The sequence below is a fragment of the Roseateles sp. P1_C6 genome (genome assembly GCF_056406315.1).
This window is the reverse complement of record NZ_JBFUAK010000008.1, coordinates 122,738-141,088: the sequence shown is the minus strand read 5'-3', so window position 1 is coordinate 141,088 and position 18,351 is coordinate 122,738. Positions and strand designations below refer to the sequence as shown.

At 71.2% G+C, this 18,351-nt stretch carries 11 protein-coding genes; 5 read left to right on the top strand and 6 right to left on the bottom strand.

Annotated elements, in window-relative coordinates:
- Positions 1-11 precede the first annotated feature (11 nt).
- Positions 12-776: a hypothetical protein gene (locus AC1D29_RS18630; protein WP_477900116.1), complete on the top strand. Its 765-nt coding sequence runs from the start codon at positions 12-14 to the stop codon at positions 774-776.
- A gap of 28 nt (positions 777-804) precedes the next feature.
- Entirely contained in the window at positions 805-1,641 is an 837-nt protein-coding gene (locus tag AC1D29_RS18625; protein ID WP_477900114.1) for a PEP-CTERM sorting domain-containing protein, read from the top strand.
- A 4-nt stretch (positions 1,642-1,645) separates the two neighbouring features.
- Here the strand turns inward: AC1D29_RS18625 and AC1D29_RS18620 are convergent, their stop codons facing one another.
- Genes AC1D29_RS18620 through AC1D29_RS18610 form a run of 3 tightly spaced genes read right to left on the bottom strand, consistent with a single transcriptional unit; the run spans position 1,646 to position 3,687 of the window.
- Positions 1,646-2,374 (bottom strand): substrate-binding periplasmic protein, encoded by a 729-nt coding sequence (locus AC1D29_RS18620; protein ID WP_477900112.1) that lies wholly within the window; start codon positions 2,372-2,374, stop codon positions 1,646-1,648.
- Positions 2,371-3,081 carry a phosphoserine phosphatase SerB gene (gene serB, locus AC1D29_RS18615; RefSeq protein ID WP_477900110.1) on the bottom strand — a complete coding sequence of 237 codons (711 nt, stop codon included), beginning with the start codon at positions 3,079-3,081 and terminating at the stop codon, positions 2,371-2,373. The genes AC1D29_RS18620 and serB overlap by 4 nt, the downstream gene beginning before the upstream one ends.
- Positions 3,082-3,129: 48 nt before the next feature.
- The gene (locus tag AC1D29_RS18610) at positions 3,130-3,687 is read right to left on the bottom strand and encodes a PEP-CTERM sorting domain-containing protein (protein WP_477900108.1); all 558 of its coding nucleotides are present in this window, start codon (positions 3,685-3,687) and stop codon (positions 3,130-3,132) included.
- 154 nt (positions 3,688-3,841) lie between these two features.
- Here AC1D29_RS18610 and AC1D29_RS18605 point away from each other — a divergent pair, with 154 nt between their 5' ends.
- Positions 3,842-4,603: a PEP-CTERM sorting domain-containing protein gene (locus tag AC1D29_RS18605; protein WP_477900106.1), complete on the top strand. Its 762-nt coding sequence runs from the start codon at positions 3,842-3,844 to the stop codon at positions 4,601-4,603.
- A gap of 31 nt (positions 4,604-4,634) precedes the next feature.
- Positions 4,635-7,574, top strand: a complete 2,940-nt coding sequence (locus tag AC1D29_RS18600; protein WP_477900104.1) for an AAA family ATPase — start codon at positions 4,635-4,637, stop codon at positions 7,572-7,574.
- Here the strand turns inward: AC1D29_RS18600 and mfd are convergent.
- Positions 7,571-11,026 carry a transcription-repair coupling factor gene (gene mfd / locus AC1D29_RS18595; RefSeq protein WP_477900102.1) on the bottom strand — a complete coding sequence of 1,152 codons (3,456 nt, stop codon included), beginning with the start codon at positions 11,024-11,026 and terminating at the stop codon, positions 7,571-7,573. The genes AC1D29_RS18600 and mfd overlap by 4 nt on opposite strands.
- A 121-nt stretch (positions 11,027-11,147) precedes the next feature.
- Here mfd and AC1D29_RS18590 point away from each other — a divergent pair, with 121 nt between their 5' ends.
- Entirely contained in the window at positions 11,148-12,920 is a 1,773-nt protein-coding gene (locus AC1D29_RS18590; RefSeq protein WP_477900100.1) for a DUF885 domain-containing protein, read from the top strand.
- A gap of 23 nt (positions 12,921-12,943) precedes the next feature.
- On the opposite strand, the gene AC1D29_RS18585 is transcribed toward AC1D29_RS18590, so the two are convergent.
- Together AC1D29_RS18585 and AC1D29_RS18580 are read right to left on the bottom strand one after the other, a co-directional pair.
- Complete coding sequence (locus tag AC1D29_RS18585) at positions 12,944-15,190, bottom strand: heavy metal translocating P-type ATPase (RefSeq protein ID WP_477900098.1); 2,247 nt, start codon at positions 15,188-15,190, stop codon at positions 12,944-12,946.
- Entirely contained in the window at positions 15,187-18,351 is a 3,165-nt protein-coding gene (locus AC1D29_RS18580) for an efflux RND transporter permease subunit (protein ID WP_477900096.1), read from the bottom strand. Before AC1D29_RS18580 ends, AC1D29_RS18585 begins: the two co-directional genes overlap by 4 nt.

Here is an 18,351-nt window from a genome sequence, read left to right as displayed (position 1 = left end):
AAGGAGATCCCATGAAGTTCAAACACCGAGCCCTGGCCGCGCTGCTGTTCGGCCTGTTCACCGCCCAGGCCCAGGCGGCCGGCACCCAGGAGGTGAGCTACGCCTCGCTGGGCGCCGTCACCGTCAGCTTCAACGAGCTGGTCGCCAGCCCCTTCGACAGCGCCCCCATCGACGGCTTGCTGAGCAGCGGCGGCGTGCAGTTCGGCGAGCGCTTTGCCGGCCAGGAGCTGGCCGTGGCCAAGGCGCCGCGGCCGGGCGCCGTCGCGCAGGACTGGTTCGACGACCTCAGCTTCGGCACGCCCACCGCGGGCCTGACGCTGCTGGCCGGCGCGGCCGGTGCCAACCTCGGGGCCTACCACTACGGCGACGCCGACGGCGCGGCGCTGTTCGGCATCGGGCCGCAGAACCCGGACCTGGGCGACCCGAGCGGCTTCGGCGCCATCTCGGCTCGCTTCGCATCGCCCGTGTCGGCGCTGGGCCTGCAACTGCGCGACAGCGACGGCGGCGTCATCACGCTCAGCCTCTATCGCACCGACGGCAGCCTCATCGAGGCCGTGAGCCTGAGCGGCCGCAGCGACGGCCGCTATGCCTTCGCGCGCAGCGGCGGCGCGGCCGACATCGCCGGCTTCTCGCTGACCAACCGCGACAGCTACTACGGCGTGTCCATCGACAACCTGGTGCTTGCCGCCGCCCCCGTGCCGGAGCCGGCCTCGGCGCTGCTGCTGGTCCCCGGCCTGCTGATGCTGGCCGCCGTCGCCCGCAAGCGCGCTTGCTGATCCCCCACGCATTCAACGGAGACTCTTCATGAACCCCATCAACAAGTTCCTCGGCCTGGCCACGCTGGCCGCCGCGTCCATCGGTGCCGCTCACGCCGCCGGCACGGCGCTCACCAAGACTGACTTCGCCTTCACCGGCGTGAACGGCAACACCACCGTCGGCGGCTGGTCCTTCGTGACCTTCGTCGACATCGCCGCCGGCACGACCATCTACTTCACCGACACCAACGTGTTGCAGTCGACGCCCTCGGCCGGCGTGTTCTCGACGATGGCCGAGACCTTCTGGTCGTGGACGGCCGGCACCGGCGTGGCAGCCGGCACGTCCGTGGCCTTGCGCGGCACCGGCGTCAGCGGCCAATACGCCGCCAAGTCGGGCGCCGCGGGCGGCGCGGCCAACGGCACGGTCAGCAACCTGAACGGCGGGGCGTCCAACATCTCCAGCGGCGGCGACATCCTCTACGCCTTCCAGGCCGCGTCGTACGCGACCAACTACCAGCCGTCGGCCATCACCTTCCTGGGCGCCATCTCCAACCGCGGCACGTACACCTCGTCGGACAACCCCACGGCCGCGACCGGCCTGGGCGGCATCCAGCTGCGCGAGTACAAGGTCGGCGCCGATGCGACGCGCTACACGCAGTTCACGGCCCAGGTGACGACCGGCGACACGCCCTATGCCTCCATGGCCGAGCTGAAGACGGCGCTGGCCGCGGGTGCCAACTGGACGACGGTCACCGCCTCCAACACGACGCCCATCGTGGCCGACGTGCTGGCCGTTGCCGCCGTGCCGGAGCCCGAGAGCTATGCGCTGATGCTGGCCGGCCTGAGCGTGGTGGCCGGCGTCGCGCGCCGGCGCCTGCGCGGCTGACGCGTCAGCGGTAGCGCGCCAGCACGCGCTCGACGCTGCCGTCTCTGACGAGGCGGTCCAGCACCTGGGCCACCTCGGCAAACGGCACGCCGGAGCGCGGCGAGAACGCGCAGCGCGCATCGAAGCGCTCGATGACCCAGGCGACGCGCACCGGCGCGCCCGGTTGTTCGCGCCGGAAGTAGTCGAGCGCCGTCTTCTCGACCAGCGCGTAGCGGGTGCGTCCTGCAGCCAGGTTGCGCAGGTTGACGGCCATGCTGACCGCGTCCATGCGCTTGAACTTCTTGCCCAGCGCCTTCTCGGCGCGCGGGTAGTTGTAGCCCTGCACCGTGCCGACCGGCTGCCCGGCCAGCTCGTCCAGGCTCTGCAGCGCCGGCGCATCGGCGTGGGCAGCCACCAGGCTGGCGTCGGGGATCAGCGCGCGCGTCCAGCGGAAGTCGCCCTGCAGCCATTCGGGCAGAACGAAACAGACCGCATCGGCCTCGCCGTTCACCAGCGCCGTGCTGACGCGCCTGGCCGGCAGCGGCACGAAGCTGGCCTTGCGGCCCAGGCCCGCGGCGATCAGCTCGGCCAGCTCCTTGGCGATGCCGCCGACGAGATGCTCGCTGGCGTCGAACTCGGCAATCGGCAGCGCGTTGCTCGTCGCCGCGACGAAGCGCAGCGGTGGCGCGGGGGCTTGCGCTGCCGCCCTGCCCGAGAGCAGGGCCGCCGCCAGCAGGCCCGCCAGCCGCTTCACGGCCTGACGAGCTCCAGCAGCCGCTGCAGCCCGCCCTCGTTGATGGCGATGCGCGCCTGTTCGCGCACCCGGGGCTTGGCGTGATAGGCCACCGACAGGCCGGCCGCGCCCATCATCGGCAGGTCGTTTGCACCGTCGCCGACGGCCATGGCCTGGTCGGGCGTGCAGCCCACGCGCTCACAGCATTGCAGCAGCATGCGGCGCTTCTCCTCGCCGTCGCAGATGTCGCCCCAGTCCTGCATGACGACGCGGCCGGTGAGGGCGCCATCGGCGATCTCCAGCTCGTTGCTGCGCACGAAGTCCATGCCCAGCTCGGCGGCGACAAAGCGCGTGAAGAACGTGAAGCCGCCGGACACCAGCACCAGCTTCAGCCCGGCCGCCTTCAGCGCCGCGCACAGCTCGCGCGCGCCGGGGTTGAAGGTCAGCCGCTCGGCCAGCACGCGGTCCAGCACTGACGCCGACACGCCGGCGAGCAGCGCCAGGCGGCGGCGCAGGCTGTCCTTGAAGTCGGTGATCTCGCCGCGCATCGCGGCCTCGGTGATGGCCGCCACCTGTTCGCCCTTGCCGGCCAGCGCCGCGATCTCGTCGATGCACTCGATGCTGATCAGCGTCGAGTCCATGTCGAACGCGGCGAGCTTGAAATGGGACAGCGGCGGCAGGGCCGGGCCGGCGTTGACGATGAGGCCGGCAGGAGCGGAAGAGGTCACGGGGCGGGATGAGGCGGGCGGTCGATGCCCGGCATTATCCCGGTGGGCTCAACGGCGCCGTCGCGCCGCCAGCAGCGCCAGGCCGCCCAGCAGCAGCGCGGCGCCGGCCGGCTCGGGCACCGGCGCGGTCTGCAGGTCGAGCTGGAAGAAGGCCTGGCTGCCCAGCGCCAGGCCATGCACGTCCAGCTGCACGCTGTGCGCGGCGAAGCTCAGGCGCGACATGTCCAGGCCGGCGATGTTGGTCGTCAGCTGCACGCCCGTGATGGCAGTGCCGCTGCCGTACAGCGACTGGAAGTTGAAACGGTTGACCGGCACGTTGTCGAAGCCCGCGGTCGCGCCGCCCAGGCCGACGTAGTCGTAGCGGATGCCGTTGTCACCGACATCCAGCGTCTGCGTGGGTGCCTGCAGCACCTGGCAGGCCTGGGCGCTGCCGGGGCAGCTCAGTTCGGCGCCGGCGCCCACCAGCACCGCATCCAGCGTGTGAAAGGTCTGGCCGCCTTCGTAGTCGTAGCGCAGGTCCACCGTCGTGCCCAGCAGGCCGGCGGCGCTGGCCAGGGCGGGCAGCAGCGCTGCGGACATCAGGAAGGGCTTGGTCCAGGCGGGCATGGTGTCTCCGGGGGCAGGGGAATGCGGCAGTCTAGGCAGGCGCCCCGCCGGGCACACCCCCTAGGAGCCAGCGCCGCTGAGACGGTACGGAGACGATGGCCGCGCACAGTCCGGCGACCGCCTGGCACCGCCAGGCCCAAGCCGGAGTCGCCCCATGTCATCTTCCCGTCTCGCCTCGCTTCCTGTCGCCGTGCTCGCGGCCGCGCTCGCCACGCATGCCGCCGCCGACGGCCTGGGCCTGCAGGTCGGTGACTTCAACGCTGCCGACTGGACGCTGCTGGCCATCACCGACGACGGGCCTGCCGAAGCCAACATGGTCATCGACCCCAACCTGGGCAACCCCGGATCGCACTGGGTCATCAGCTACTTCACGCCGCAAAGCAGCGGCCTGTCCAGTTCCACCAACCGGCTCGGCGCCTTCTACACGGCGGCGGCGTATGACCCGGCGCTGTCCGGCGCGCTGCAGAAGCTGGCGTTCAGCGCCGACGTCCGCGGGCTGTCCAGCAGCTTTGCCTTCGACACACTGGGCAGCATCCGTCCGGCACTGTTGCAGGATGGCGTGACCTACACCGTCATCGGCAGCGACCTCGTCACCGGCAAGGCCATGATCAGCACCGACTACCTGTCAAAGCAGTGGTCTTTCGAAGCCACCGCGGCCGACTGGGTGCCGCCGGTGGCCGGGTCCGCGCAGCGGCCGGACTTCAGCGCTGGCGGCGCGCCCATCCACGTGGGCTTTCGCTACACGCTGGGTACCAGCTGCAACAGCACGAACGGCTGCACCGGCGGCAGCGCCTTCCTGAGCCTGGACAATTTCTCCGCCACGCTGACGCCGGTGGCCGCCGCGGTGCCCGAGCCGTCCGCCTGGCTGCTGCTGGGCGCCGGCCTGGGCCTGCTGGCGCTGCGCCGCCGCGCTTGACCGCGGCGAACGAGCCGGCACACTGCGCGCCATGCTGAAACTGCTGGGAGTGCCGGCCTGGCAGGCCGATGACGACGCCGGCCTGCCGCTGCCCGCCACGCTGCCGGGTTGCCTGCTGATCCACCTGGCCTGCCTGGGCCACTGGGTGGAGCGGGGCCAGCTCGCCGCGTTGTTCTGGCCCGATGCCGAGCGCGAACAGGCGCGCCACCACCTGCGCATCAATCTGCACCGGCTGCGCCAGTTGCTGGACGGCCTGGGCCAGGGCGACGCGCTGGTGGCCGAGCGTCAGCGCGTGTGCCTGCGGCTGCCGCACGAGCTGGCGCTGCTGGACGTGGCCTGCCGCGAGGCCGACGGCGCCGCGCTGCTGGCCCGCCCGGCCGCGGCCTGGCTGCAGGGTTTCAGGTTTGCCGGCTTCGACGAGTTCTGGCGCTGGGCCGACGACCACGGCGCGCTGCTGCAACGCCGCTGGGACGACGCCGCCAAGCGTGCGCTGCAGCGCAGCGGGGCTGCGGCCTGGCAGGCGCCGCTGCGCGCGCTGCTGGATGACGACCCGACCCCCCCGGCGGCGGCCGACGACACGCTGTGCGGCCGCGGCGACTGGCTGGGCCAGGTGCGCCGCGAGAGCGCGCCGGCGCTGGTGCTGCTGGGCGAGGCCGGCGTGGGCAAGACCAGCCTGCTGAAGGCAGCCTTCCCCGGCGCGCCCGTGCTGCAAGGCCGCGAAGGGCTGGCGCAGATGCCTTACCGCCCCGTCGTCGAGTTGTTGCTGCCGCGCCTGGATGCGTTGCGCGCGCTGCTGCGCCAACCGGAGCGCGGCCTGGCGGCCTACCGGCTGGACCTGGCGCGGCTGCTGCCCGAACTGGCCGTGGACGAGGCCTTGCCGCCGCTGGACGCCCTGAGCGCCCGTGCCCGCCTGCTGGAAGGGCTGGCGCGCGTGCTGGAGGCGCTGGGGCCGCTGCTGTTGGTCGACGACCTGCAATGGGTGGACGCGGCCAGCCTGGAACTGCTGGCCTTGCTGGGCCACCGCGGCAGGCTGCGCTGGCGCGGCGCCGCGCGCGGCGAGGAGTTGCCGCCCGAACATCGTCAGTGGCTGACCCGTCAGCAGGACGGCCAGCGCCTGCGCTGCCTGGTGCTGCCCGGGCTGGCGCTGGAGGCCGTGCAGCTGCTGCTGAGCCGTGCCGGCCAGAGCGCCGCCGACGCACCCGAGTTGCTGGCGGCCAGCCACGGCAACGCCTTCGTGCTGGGCGAGCTGCTGCGCGCGCGGGCCGACGGCGTGGCTGTGTCGCCGCGCGTGCGCGAGCTGCTGCTGCGCCGCTGGCAGGCGCTGAGCCCGGCGGCGCGCGGCCTCATCGGCGCGGCCGCGGTGCTGACCCGGCCGCTGCCACTGGCGGTGCTGGGCCACGTGGCTGCCGTGCCCGACGCGGAGCTGCTGCCCGCGGCCCGGCAGGCGCTGGAGGCCGCGCTGCTGCGCGAGGAGCCGGACGGCGCCTTGCAATGCCGCCACGACCTGGTGCGCGAGGCGGTGCTCGCCGTGCTGCCGGCGTTCGAGGCACAGTCGCTGCGCCAGCGCGCCGCGCTCGCGCTGGCCGCGCGCGCGGAAGGATCGACCGAGCCGCTGGCCGTGGCCGCGCTGTGGCAGGCGGCCGGCGAGGCGCAGACGGCGCTGGCCTGGCTGCACCGTGGTGCCGCCCAGCAGAAGCTGCGCGGCCGCTACGACGAGGCACAGGCGCTGTGGCAACGCGTCGCGGCCGAGTCGCGTGAGCCGGCGCTGGCGCTGCAGGCGCGGCTGAGCCTGGCGGAGTGCGCGCTGCTGCACGACCTGCCGGCCGGTCGCCAGGCGCTGCAGCAGGTGCTGGAGCTGGCCGGCGCCGTGGCCGACCCGGCGCAGCGCGAGCACATCGAGGGCCAGGCGCTGGCCGGGCTGGTCGACAACGCCGTGTTCTCGGGCGACCTGGCGCAGGCCGCCGCGCTGGCCGAGCGGCTGCGGCCGCTGCTGCCACGCCTGCCGCTGGCCGAGCGCTGCAATGCCTGCGAGGTGCTCATCGAGCTGGCCATGCGCGAGCCCGACATCCCGGGCGCCTGGGCGCTGCTGGGCCAGCTGCGCCAGCTGGCGCCCATGCGGCCGTCGCTGCTGAGCTACGAGGGCCAGATCCACTGGTTCGGCGGCCAGGTGCGCGCCGCGCGTGACGCCTTCGAGCTGCTGCTGGAGCGCCACCCCGACTTCTGCCGCGGCCTGACGATAGAGAGCGACCTGGGCGTCATGCTGCAGGCGCTGGGCGACCTGGCGCGCGCTGAGGCAATGGCGCGGCGCAGCCTGCTGAGCTGGCAGGGCGTGGCGCACACGGAGACGCTGTCGCTCTTGATGCTGGGCCTGACGCTGACCAGCGCCGGCCGCTACGGCGAGGCGCGCGGCGCGCTGGATCGCGCGCTGGCGCTGGGCCGCTCGCAAGGCTCGGCGCTGTTCGAGGCCGAGGCGCTGACGCGGCGCGCGCGGCTGTACTGGCACAGCGGCCAGGTCGAGCTGGCCGAGGCCGACCTCGCCGTCGCCGAGCCGCTGCTGGCGGGCAGCCGCGATCCGCTGCGCGTGTCGCACCTGGCCTGGCTGCGCGGCCTGCTGCGCGACGCGCGCGGCCTGGCGCCCGACCCAGCGCTGGCTGCGCGCGTGCGCGAGATGTCGCAGCGCAGCCAGCATCCGCTGCTGCACATCCGCCTCGCCCGGCTGGACGGGCTGGCCGGCGATGCGACGGCGGCCGCGCGCCAGGTGGCCATCGCCCGCGACGCCGGCCTGCTGGAGCCGCTGGCCGAGGGCTTGTTGTTGCAGGCCGCCAGGCTGCCGGCCAGCGATGCCCGACCGCTGCTGCTGGAGGCGGTGGAGCTGGCGCAGCGCCAGGGGTTCGCGGAGCTGCTGGGCCGTGCCGATGCGGCGCTGCGCGCGCTGGCGCTGCCGGCTCAGGGCGAGACGCCGGCGCTCTAGCCCGCCTTGATCGGCTGGCCCAGCAGCCGCAACACCTCGCGCACGGCCTGGGCGCGGTCCTGCGGGCTGCTCAAGGCCTTCTCGATGCGCAGTTTCTCGTTGCCCACGAGCTTGATGTTGCGGTTCTTCTGCACCAGCTCGATGACACGCATCGGGTCGATGGGCGGGTCCTTGCGGAAGTTGATGTTGATCAGCGCGGGCGATGCGTCGATCTTGCTGACGCCGTAGGGCTTGGCCAGCACGCGCAGGCGGTGGGTGTCGAACAGCGTCTGGCCCTGCGTGGGCAGCTTGCCGAAGCGGTCGGTGATCTCTTCGAGCATCGCGTCGATCTGTTCGTTCTTCTCGGCCGTGGCCAGGCGCTTGTACAGCGACAGGCGCACCTGCACGTCGCCGCAGTAGGCGTCGGGCAGCAGCGCCGGCGCGTGCAGGTTGATCTCGGTCGTGGCCGCGAACGGCGACAGCAGGTCGGGCTCGCGGCCGGCCTTCAGCGAGCGCACGGCTTCGCTCAGCATGTCGTTGTAGAGCTGGAAGCCCACCTCCATCATGTTGCCGCTCTGGTTCTCGCCCAGCATCTCGCCCGCGCCGCGGATCTCCAGGTCGTGCATGGCCAGGTAGAAGCCCGAGCCCAGTTCCTCCATGGCCTGGATCGCATCCAGCCGCTGCAGCGCCTGCTTGGTCAGGCCCTGCATGTCCGGCACCATCAAGTAGGCGTAGGCCTGGTGGTGGCTGCGGCCCACGCGGCCGCGCAGCTGGTGCAGCTGTGCCAGGCCGAACTTGTCGGCGCGGCTGATGACGATGGTGTTGGCCGACGGCACGTCGATGCCGGTCTCGATGATGGTCGAGCACAGCAGCAGGTTGTGCTTGCCGGCGACGAACTCGCGCATGACGCGCTCCAGTTCGCGCTCGGGCATCTGGCCGTGGGCCACGACGATGCGGGCCTCGGGCAGCAGTTCCTCCAGCTTCTGGCGCCGGTTCTCGATGGTCTCGACCTCGTTGTGCAGGAAGTAGACCTGGCCGCCGCGCTTCAACTCACGCAGCACGGCCTCGCGGATGGTGCCGCTGCTCTCGGCGCGCACAAACGTCTTGATGGCCAGGCGGCGCTGCGGCGCGGTGGCGATGACCGACAGGTCGCGCAGGCCTTCCAGCGCCATGCCGAGCGTGCGCGGGATGGGCGTGGCGGTCAGCGTCAGCACGTCGACCTCGGCGCGCATGGCCTTCATCGCCTCCTTGTGGCGCACGCCGAAGCGGTGCTCCTCGTCGATGACCAGGAGACCCAGGCGGTTGAACTTGACGTCGGCCGACAGCAGCTTGTGCGTGCCGACGACGATGTCGAGGCTGCCGTCGGCGATGCCTTCCATCGCCGCCTTGATCTCCTTGGCCGAGCGGAAGCGGCTCATCTCCGCGACCCTGACGGGCCAGGCGCCAAAGCGGTCGGAGATGTTCTGGTAGTGCTGCTCGGCCAGCAGCGTCGTGGGCGCCAGGATGGCGACCTGCTTGCCGCCCATGACCGCGACGAAGGCCGCGCGCAGCGCCACCTCGGTCTTGCCGAAGCCCACGTCGCCGCAGACCAGGCGGTCCATGGGCTTGGGTGAAATCATGTCCTGGATGACCGCGTGGATGGCGGCGCGCTGGTCGGGCGTTTCCTCGAAGCCGAAGGACGCGGCGAAGGCCTCGTAGTCCTGGCCGGAATACCTGAACGCGTGTCCTTCCCTTGCAGCCCTGCGGGCATACAGGTTCAGCAGCTCCGCGGCCGTGTCGCGCACCTGCTCGGCGGCCTTGCGCTTGGCCTTTTCCCACTGCCCGGAGCCCAGCTTGTGCAGCGGCGCTTCTTCCGGCGACACGCCGGTGTAGCGACCGATCAGGTGCAGCTGCGCGACGGGCACGTAGAGCGTCGCCTTGTCGGCGTACTCCAGGTGCAGGAACTCGCTGGCGCCGTCGCCGATGTCGATGTTGACCAGGCCCTGGTAGCGGCCGATGCCGTGGTTGATGTGCACGACCGGGTCGCCCACCTTCAGCTCGGACAAGTCCTTGATCAGCGCGTTGACGTCGCTGACCTGCTCCTGCTTGCGGCGCCGGCGCGTCGTGGGCGTGGTCGCGAACAGCTCGGTCTCGGTGATGAGTTGCAGCGGCCTGGCCGGGTCGTTCCAGAAGAAGCCCGAGGCCAGAGGCGCCGCGGTGATCGCGAACTTTTCGTCGCTGGCCTGGAACTCGGCCAGGTCCTTGACCGACGGCGGGTCGATCTTGTGGTCGCGCAGCTGCTCCAGCAGGCTTTCGCGCCGGCCTTCGCTCTCGGCCAGCAGCAGCACGCGGTGCGGCGTGGCCTGCAGGTGCTGGTACAGCCGCGCCAACGGCTCCTGCACGCCGCGCTCGACGCTGATGTCGGGCAGCGGCCGCGCGAAGTCCACCGGCTCGTTGCCGCGCACGGACAGCACCGCATGCGGCTTGGTCAGGCCGAAGAAGTCCTCGGTCGTCAGGAAGAGTTCGGCCGGCGGCAGCAGCGGCCGCTCGGGGTCGTGCTGCAGGAAGCGGTGGCGCTCCTTGGTGTCGGTCCAGAAGCGCTGGATGGCTTCGTCCACCTCGCCGTGCAGCGCCAGGCCGGCCGTCTCGCCCAGGTAGTCGAAGACGGTGGCCGTCTGCTCGAAGAAGATGGGCAGGTAGTACTCGATGCCGCCCGAGGCAATGCCGTCGCCGATGTCGCGATAGATGCGCGACTTGGTCGGGTCGCCGTCCATCTTCTCGCGCCAGCGCTCGCGGAACTTCTTGCGCGCCGCCTCGTCCATGGGGAACTCGCGGCCGGGCAGCAGGCGCACGTCGGGCACCGGGTAGAGGCTGCGCTGGCTGTCGGGGTCGAAGGTGCGGATGGAGTCCACCTCGTCGCCGAACAAGTCCACGCGGTAGGGCACGGCCGAGCCCATCGGGAAGAGGTCGATGAGGCCGCCGCGCACGGCGTACTCGCCGGGCTGCACGACCTGGCTGACGTTGGTGTAGCCGGCCAGCGTCAGCTGGGCGCGCAGCGAGGCCTCGTCAAGCCGCTGCTTCTGCTTGAAGTTGAAGGTGGTGCCGGCCAGGAAGCTGGGTGGCGCCAGTCGCGTCAGCGCGGTCGACGCCGGCATCAGCACCACGTCGATGCTCTTGGTCTTTTGCGACTGCAGCAGCTCCCACAGCGTCGCCAGCCGCTCGGAGATCAGGTCTTGGTGCGGGCTGAAGCTGTCGTAGGGCAGCGTTTCCCAGTCCGGGAACACGGCGACCTTCAGCTCCGGCGCGAAGAACTTCAGCTCGTCTTCCAGCCGCTGCGTGTCGCCCGGCTCGGCGGTGAAGATGGCGGCCAGCCGCCCGGCGTCGCGTTGCTGCTGCACGAAGCGCGCGAGCAGCAGGGCGTCGGCCGAGCCGAACGGGCGGGCATGGGTGAACTTCTTGCCGGGTTGAACGGCCGGCAGCGAGGGCAGCGTCATGGGATCTAGAAACGACAACAGCCCCGCAAAGGCGGGGCTCGCCCAAATTGTAGGGATGCCATGTCCTTCGGCTGTCAGCTGGGGCTATGGCTAGCATCGCGGCCTTCAAACCGGAGATGCCATGCGCCGTCGTCACGCCCTCAGCCTGCTTGCGACTTCCCTCGCCCTGAGCCTTCCTGCCTGGGCCGCACCCACCGAGAGCGAACGCTTCCACCGCTGGCTGGACGCCGAATGGGAGCTGACGCTCAAGCGCGAACCCATCCTGGCCACGTCGCTGGGCGACCCGCGCTACAACGACCGCCTCGTCGACCAGACGACCGCCGCCTACCGCGCGCAGGCCAAGCGCGAGCTGCGCGCCCAGATCAAGGCGCTGGCCGGCTTCAACAAGGACAAGCTGGAGCCCAAGGATCGCGTGTCCTACGCCATCCTGAAGCTGGACCTGGAGCGCGACCTGGCCGGCGAGCGCTTCCCGGGCTGGATGCAGCCCATCAGCCAGATCGGCGGCCTGCCCAGCTCGCTCGCGCAGCTGGGAACCGGCCAGTCCATCCAGCCGTTCCGCTCGACCAAGGACTACGACGACTGGCTCAAGCGCCTAGCGCTGGCCGTGCCGGTGATGGACGGCAGCATCGCCAACATGCGCGCCGGCTTGAAGGCGGGCGTGACCCAGCCCAAGGCCGTCATGGAGAAGGTGCTGCCGCAACTGACCGCGCTGGCCGTGACCGACCCCGAACAGAGCCTGTTCTGGGGGCCGATCAAGAAGTTCCCCGATGCCGTGCCGGCCGCGGACCGCGAGCGCATCACGGCCCGCATGCGCAAGCTGCTGTCGACCCAGGTGCTGCCCGCCTACGCGCGGCTGCTGGCTTTCGTGCGTGACGAGTACACGCCCAAGGCGCGCACCAGCACGGCCTGGTCGGCGCTGCCCGACGGCAAGGCCTGGTACGCCTACCGCGTGCAGCAGTCCACCACGGTGGACCTGACGCCGGACGAGATCCACGAGATCGGCCTGAAGGAGGTCGCGCGCATCCTGGGTGAGATGGAGGCCGTGCGCAAGCAGGTGGGCTTCCCCGGCGACCTGAAGGCCTTCTTCAAGCACTTGCAGGACGACCCGAAGTACTACTACACCAAGCCGGAGGACTTGCTCGCCGGCTACCGCGAGCTGCAGAAGAAGATCAACGGCCTCACGCCCAAGCTCTTCGACATCGCGCCGAAGGCCGATTACGAGGTGCGCGAGGTGGAGGCCTTCCGCGCCGAGAGCGCGGCCGGTGCGTCCTACGAGCAACCGTCGGCCGACGGTTCGCGGCCCGGCGTGTTCTACGTCAACACCTTCAACCTGAAGGCCCAGCCCATCTTCGGCATGGAGACGCTGTCGCTGCACGAGGCCTCACCGGGCCATCACTTCCAGATCTCCATCGCGCAGGAAGACACCACGCTGCCGGCCTTCCGCCGCTTCGGCAGCCATTACACGGCCTATGTCGAGGGCTGGGCGCTGTATGCGGAGAGCATCGGCAAGGAGCTGGGCATGTTCACGGACCCCTACCAGTGGTACGGCCGCCTGTCGGACGAGCAGCTGCGCGCGATGCGGCTGGTGGTGGACACCGGCCTGCACCACAAGGGCTGGTCGCGCGAGCAGGCCATCCGGTACATGCTGGACAACTCGTCCATGGCCGAGAGCGATGTCACCTCCGAGGTCGAGCGCTACATCGTCTGGCCGGGCCAGGCGCTGGGCTACAAGATCGGCCAGCTGGAGATCACCAAGCTGCGCGCCGAGGCGGAAGCGGCCCTCGGCGGCAAGTTCGACATCAAGGGCTTCCACCGCGTCGTGCTGACGGCCGGCCAGGTGCCGCTGCCGGTGCTGCGTGAGCTGGTGACGGCCTGGGTCGCCAGCCGGCGCTGAGCCGGCCGGCGCGCCGCCCGCGGTCAGCGCGCGGCGCGCAGCAGCCGCAGCCCGTTGAAGACGACCAGCAGGCTGGCCCCCATGTCGGCAAACACGGCCATCCACATGCTGGCGTCGCCGAACACGGCGGCGACCAGGAACAGCGCCTTGATGCCCAGCGCCAGCGAGATGTTCTGCCACAGCACCGCGTGGGCGCGCCGCGACAGCCGGATGGTCTCGGGCAGGCGACGCAGGTCGTCGTTCATGACGACCACGTCCGCGGCCTCCATGGCCGTGTGGGTGCCGGCGCCGCCCATCGCGAAGCCGATGTCCGCCCTGGCCAGCGCCGGCGCATCGTTGATGCCGTCGCCCACCATGCCCGTCGGGCCGACGCGCGCCTGCAGGTCGACGATGGCGTCGAGCTTGTCCTGCGGCAGCAGGTTGCCGCGCACCTCGGTCAAGCCGGCCTCGGCGCCCACGGCCTGCGCGGCGGTGGCGTTGTCGCCGGTCAGCATCACGGGCTGGACGTCCAGCGCCCGAAGCTCCGCCACGGCGGTGGCCGACGACGGCTTGATCGTGTCGGCCACCGCAAACAACGCCAGCACCGCCCGTTCGTCGGCCAGCAGCGTCACCGTCCGCCCGGCCTTCTCATGGGCTTGCAGCATCGCCTCCAGGCCCGGCGAGCACTGCTGGCGTTCCTCGATCCAGCGGTGGTTGCCCAGCACGTAGCGCGTGGCGCCCAGCGTGGCCTGCACGCCGCGGCCGGCGACGGCCTCGAACTGCGTCACATCCCGGGCCGTGGCCTGCGCCGCCAGGCCCGCCGCGATGGCCTGGGAGACCGGATGATCGGAGCGTGCGGCCAGGCTCAGCGCCACCTCGAGGGCCGACGCCGCCTGCACGGTCCCGGGCAGCACCTCGTGCGCGACCAGCCGTGGCTTGCCCTCGGTGATCGTGCCGGTCTTGTCCAGCGCCACGGCCTTCAGCAGCCGCGCCTGTTCCAGGTAGATGCCGCCCTTGATGAGGATGCCGCGCCGCGCCGCAGCCGCCAGCGCGCTGACGATGGTGACCGGCGTGGAGATCACCAGCGCGCACGGACAGGCGATGACCAGCAGCACCAGCGCCTTGTAGACCGACTGCATCAGCGTCCAGCCCAGCAGCCAGGGCGACGCCAGCGCCACGGCCAGGGCCAGCACGAAGACGGCGGGGGTGTAGACGGCCGCGAAGCGGTCCACGAAGCGCTGGGTGGGCGCGCGCGTGGCCTGCGCCGCCTCGACCGCGTGGATGATGCGGGCCAGCGTGCTGTCCGCGGCCAGCGCCGTCACGCGGTACTGCAGCTCGGCGTTCTGGTTGATCGTGCCCGCGTAGAGCGGGTCGCCCACGCCCTTGTCGACCGGAATGCTCTCGCCCGTCACCGGGGCCTGGTCGATGGCGCTGGCGCCCAGGGTCACGACGCCGTCCAGCGCCACGCGCTCGCCCGGGCGCAACCGGACGACGGCGCCAGGCGTCACGGCGGCCGTCGCCACGCGGCGCCAGCCGCCGTCGGGCTGCTGCACTTCCGCGTCCTGCGGCGCCATGTCCAGCAAGCCTTTGATGGCGCCGCGCGCCCGCTCCACGGCGCCGGCCTCGATCATCTCGGCGATGGCATACAGCGCCATGACCATCGCCGCTTCCGGCCATTGCCCGATCAGGAAGGCGCCCGTCACGGCCACCGTCATCAGCGCGTTGATGTTCAGCCGGCCGATCTTCAGCGCGTGCCAGCCCTTCTGGTAGGTGCCGAAGCCCGCCAGGTAGATGGCCAGCGCGGCGAGCAGCATCTGCGCGGCCTTGAAGACGGGCTGGTCGGGCGCGAAGAAGGACGCGGCCTCCGCGGCGATCGCGATGCCCAGCGCGGCGGCCAGCCGGACCCGGCTGGTGCCTTCGGCGCCATGGTCGTCGTGGTCGTGTTGGTCGCCGGGTTCGTCCGAGGGACCGCCGGGTTCGGCGGCCTTCAGCAGCTCCGGCTGGTAGCCGATGCGGCGCACGGCCTCCATCGCGGCCTGCAGCACGGCGGGCTCGGCCACCAGCGCCAGCGTGCGGCGCGGCAGGTCGAAGCGCAGCTGCGCCACACCGGCGACGGTCTCCAGCGCATGCCGGATCTCCGCCTCCTCGGACATGCAGTCCATGTTCGCGATGCGCAGCACATGGCCGCCGGCGGGCGCGGCGACGGGTGGCGTCGGGGCGTGTGCTTGGCCAGCGCCGCAGCAGGTCGCCGTGCCGTCAGCGCCGGTGGGGGAGGGGGTGGGTGCGTTCATCGGTGCATTTCAAACCCTGGAGTGGGTCCAGAGTCAAGCGCCGGCTGGGCCGCAGATGTATCGCGCCGATGCGCCCAGCAGTACAGCAGCGGCAGCACCAGCAGCGTCAGCGCGGTGGACGACAGGATGCCGCCGATGACCACCGTCGCCAACGGCCGTTGCACTTCGGCACCGGTTCCCGTCGCCAGCGCCATCGGCACGAAGCCCAGCGACGCGACCAGCGCCGTCATCAGCACCGGCCGCAGCCGGCTCAGCGCGCCCTCGCGCACGGCGCGGTCCAGCGGCAGGCCGTCGTCCCGCAGCGAGCGGATGAAGGCGATCATCACCAGCCCGTTCAGCACCGCCACGCCCGACAGCGCGATGAAGCCGACGCCCGCCGAGATGGACAGCGGGATGTCGCGCAGCCACAGCGCCGCGATGCCGCCGGTCAGCGCGAACGGCACGCCGGTGAACACCAGCAGCCCGTCGCGCACATTGCCGAACATCGCGAACAACAGCGCGGCCACCAGGCCCAGCGCCACCGGCACCACCACCTTGAGTCGCGCCGTGGCCGACTGCAGCTGCTCGAAGCTGCCGCCCCAGCTCGTCCAGTAGCCGCTGGGCACCTTGACCCGTTCGGCCAGCCGCGCCTGCGCCTCGGCCACGAAGGAACCGATGTCACGGCCGCGCACATTGGCCGTCACGACGACACGCCGCTTGCCGTTCTCGCGGCTGACCTGGTTGGGGCCTGGCGCCTCGTCGAAGCTGGCCACCTCGCCGAGCTGCACATGGGTGCCGCTGGCCAGGCGCAGCGGCAGGCGCTTCAGCGCGTCGACATCGCTGCGCACCGCGTCGGGCAGCCGCACCTGGATGTCGAAGCGCCGATCGCCCTGGAACAGCACGCCGGCCTCCTGGCCGCCGATGGCCGCGGCTGCGCTCTGCTGCAAATCGGCGACGCTGAGGCCCAGGCGGGCGAGCTTGGCGCGGTCGATCTGCAAGGTCAGCATGGGCAGGCCGGTCGTCTGCTCGACCTTCACGTCCTGTCCGCCGGGCACGTCGCGCAGCACGTCCGCGATCTGCTCGGCGGCGCCTTCCATGACCGTCATGTCATCGCCGAACACCTTCACCGCCACGTCGCTGCGCACGCCGGAGATCAGCTCATTGAAGCGCATCTGTATCGGCTGCGTGAACTCGTAGTTGTTGCCTGGTAGCCGGGCCGCAAGGGCCTGCAGGTCTTCCACCAGCGACGCGGTGCTGCGCTTGGGGTCCGGCCACTCGCTGCGGGGTTTCAACATGATGAAGGTGTCCGCCACATTGGGTGGCATGGGGTCGGTCGCGATCTCGGCCGTGCCCAGCTTGGAGAACACGCGCGCCACCTCGGGCTGCTGCTGCAGCGTGCGCTCCAGCTCGCGCTGCATCTCCACCGCCTGCGTCAGGCTGGTGCCGGGGATGCGCATCGCGTGCAGCGCGATGTCGCCTTCGTCCAGGCTGGGGACGAACTCGCTGCCCATGCGCGTGGCCAGCAGCGCGCTCAGGGCCACGGCCACGCCGGCCATGGCCATCACCAGCGGGGGGTGGGCCAGCGCCCAGCCCAGCAAGGGCGCGTAGCCGCGCCTGGCCCAGCCCATCAGGCGGTTCTCTGTCTCGTCGACCCGATGGCCGATGAAGAGCGCCACCGCCGCGGGCACGAAGGTCACCGACAAGACCATCGCACCCAGCAGCGCCGCGACGACGGTGAACGCCATCGGGTGGAACATCTTTCCCTCCACACCGCTGAGCGCAAAGATCGGCAGGTACACCACCATGATGATGAGCTGGCCGAACAGCAGCGGCCGGCGCGCCTCGCGGGCGGCGGCGAAGACTTCGTCGAAGCGCTGCTGGCGCGTCAGCACGCGGCCTGCGGCGGCCTGCGCGTGGGACAGCCGGCGCACGCAGTTCTCGACGATGACGACGGCGCCGTCGATGATGATGCCGAAGTCCAGCGCCCCAAGGCTCATCAGGTTGGCGCTGACCTTGTTGGCCACCATGCCGGTGAAGGTGAACAGCATTGCCAGCGGGATCACCGCCGCCGTGATGACGGCCGCACGCAGGTTGCCGAGGAAGGCGAACAGGATGGCGATGACCAGCAGCGCGCCTTCCAGCAGATTGGTCTTCACCGTCGCGATGGCCTTGTCGATCAGCAGCGTGCGGTCGTAGACCGTCTGCGCGATGACGCCGGGGGGCAGGCTGCGGTTGATCTCCTCCAGCCGCTGGTCCACCGCCAGCGACACCTGCCGGCTGTTCTCGCCCATCAGCATGAAAACGGTGCCCAGCACAACCTCGCGGCCGTTCTCCGTCGCGGCACCGCTGCGCAGCTCCTGGCCCAGGCCCACGTCGGCCACGTCGCGCACCCGCACCGGCGCGCCCTGCGCCTGCGCGATGACGACGTCGGCGATGTCGGCGAGGCTGGCGACCTGGCCCGGCACGCGGATCAGCACCTGCTCGCCGCGCCGCTCGATGTAGCCCGCGCCGACGTTGGCGTTGTTGCGCTCCAGCGCCTGCACCACCTCCGGCAGCGTGATGCCGTAGGCCACCAGCTTGTCCGGCCACGGGGCCACCTGGAACGCCTTGGCCTGGCCGCCGATGGTGTTGATCTCCGTCACGCCGGGCACCGTGCGCAGTTGCGGCTTGACGATCCAGTCTTGGATCTCGCGCAGATCGGTGGGTGTGTAGGGCGTGCCGTCGGCCTTCAGTGCGCCCGGCTTGGCCTCGACGGTCCACATGTAGATCTCGCCCAGGCCCGTCGCGATGGGGCCGAGCACGGGCGCCAGGCCTGCAGGCAGCTTGCCCTTGGCCTCCTGGATGCGCTCGCTGACGAGCTGGCGCGCGAAGTAGATGTCGGTGCCCTCCTTGAACACGACGGTCACCTGCGACAGGCCGTAGCGCGACAGCGAACGCGTCTGCTCCAGCCGCGGCAGGCCGGCCATCGCCGTCTCGATGGCGAAGCTGACACGCTGCTCGGCCTCCAGCGGCGAGTAGCCCGGCGCCTCGGTGTTGATCTGCACCTGCACGTTGGTGATGTCGGGCACGGCGTCGATGGGCAGGCGCTGGTAGCTGAACACGCCCAAGGCGGCCATGCCAAGCGCCGCGAGCATGACGAACCATCGCTGGGTGATGGCGAACCGGATGAGTTTTTCAAACAT

Coding starts and splice junctions, on each gene's coding strand:
- AC1D29_RS18630 (WP_477900116.1), top strand. CDS start 12: ATGAAGTTCAAACACCGAGCCCTGGCCGCGCTGCTGTTCGGCCTGTTC.
- AC1D29_RS18580 (WP_477900096.1), bottom strand. CDS start 18,351: ATGTTTGAAAAACTCATCCGGTTCGCCATCACCCAGCGATGGTTCGTC.
- AC1D29_RS18590 (WP_477900100.1), top strand. CDS start 11,148: ATGCGCCGTCGTCACGCCCTCAGCCTGCTTGCGACTTCCCTCGCCCTG.
- AC1D29_RS18585 (WP_477900098.1), bottom strand. CDS start 15,190: ATGAACGCACCCACCCCCTCCCCCACCGGCGCTGACGGCACGGCGACC.
- AC1D29_RS18600 (WP_477900104.1), top strand. CDS start 4,635: ATGCTGAAACTGCTGGGAGTGCCGGCCTGGCAGGCCGATGACGACGCC.
- AC1D29_RS18605 (WP_477900106.1), top strand. CDS start 3,842: ATGTCATCTTCCCGTCTCGCCTCGCTTCCTGTCGCCGTGCTCGCGGCC.
- mfd (WP_477900102.1), bottom strand. CDS start 11,026: ATGACGCTGCCCTCGCTGCCGGCCGTTCAACCCGGCAAGAAGTTCACC.
- AC1D29_RS18610 (WP_477900108.1), bottom strand. CDS start 3,687: ATGCCCGCCTGGACCAAGCCCTTCCTGATGTCCGCAGCGCTGCTGCCC.
- AC1D29_RS18625 (WP_477900114.1), top strand. CDS start 805: ATGAACCCCATCAACAAGTTCCTCGGCCTGGCCACGCTGGCCGCCGCG.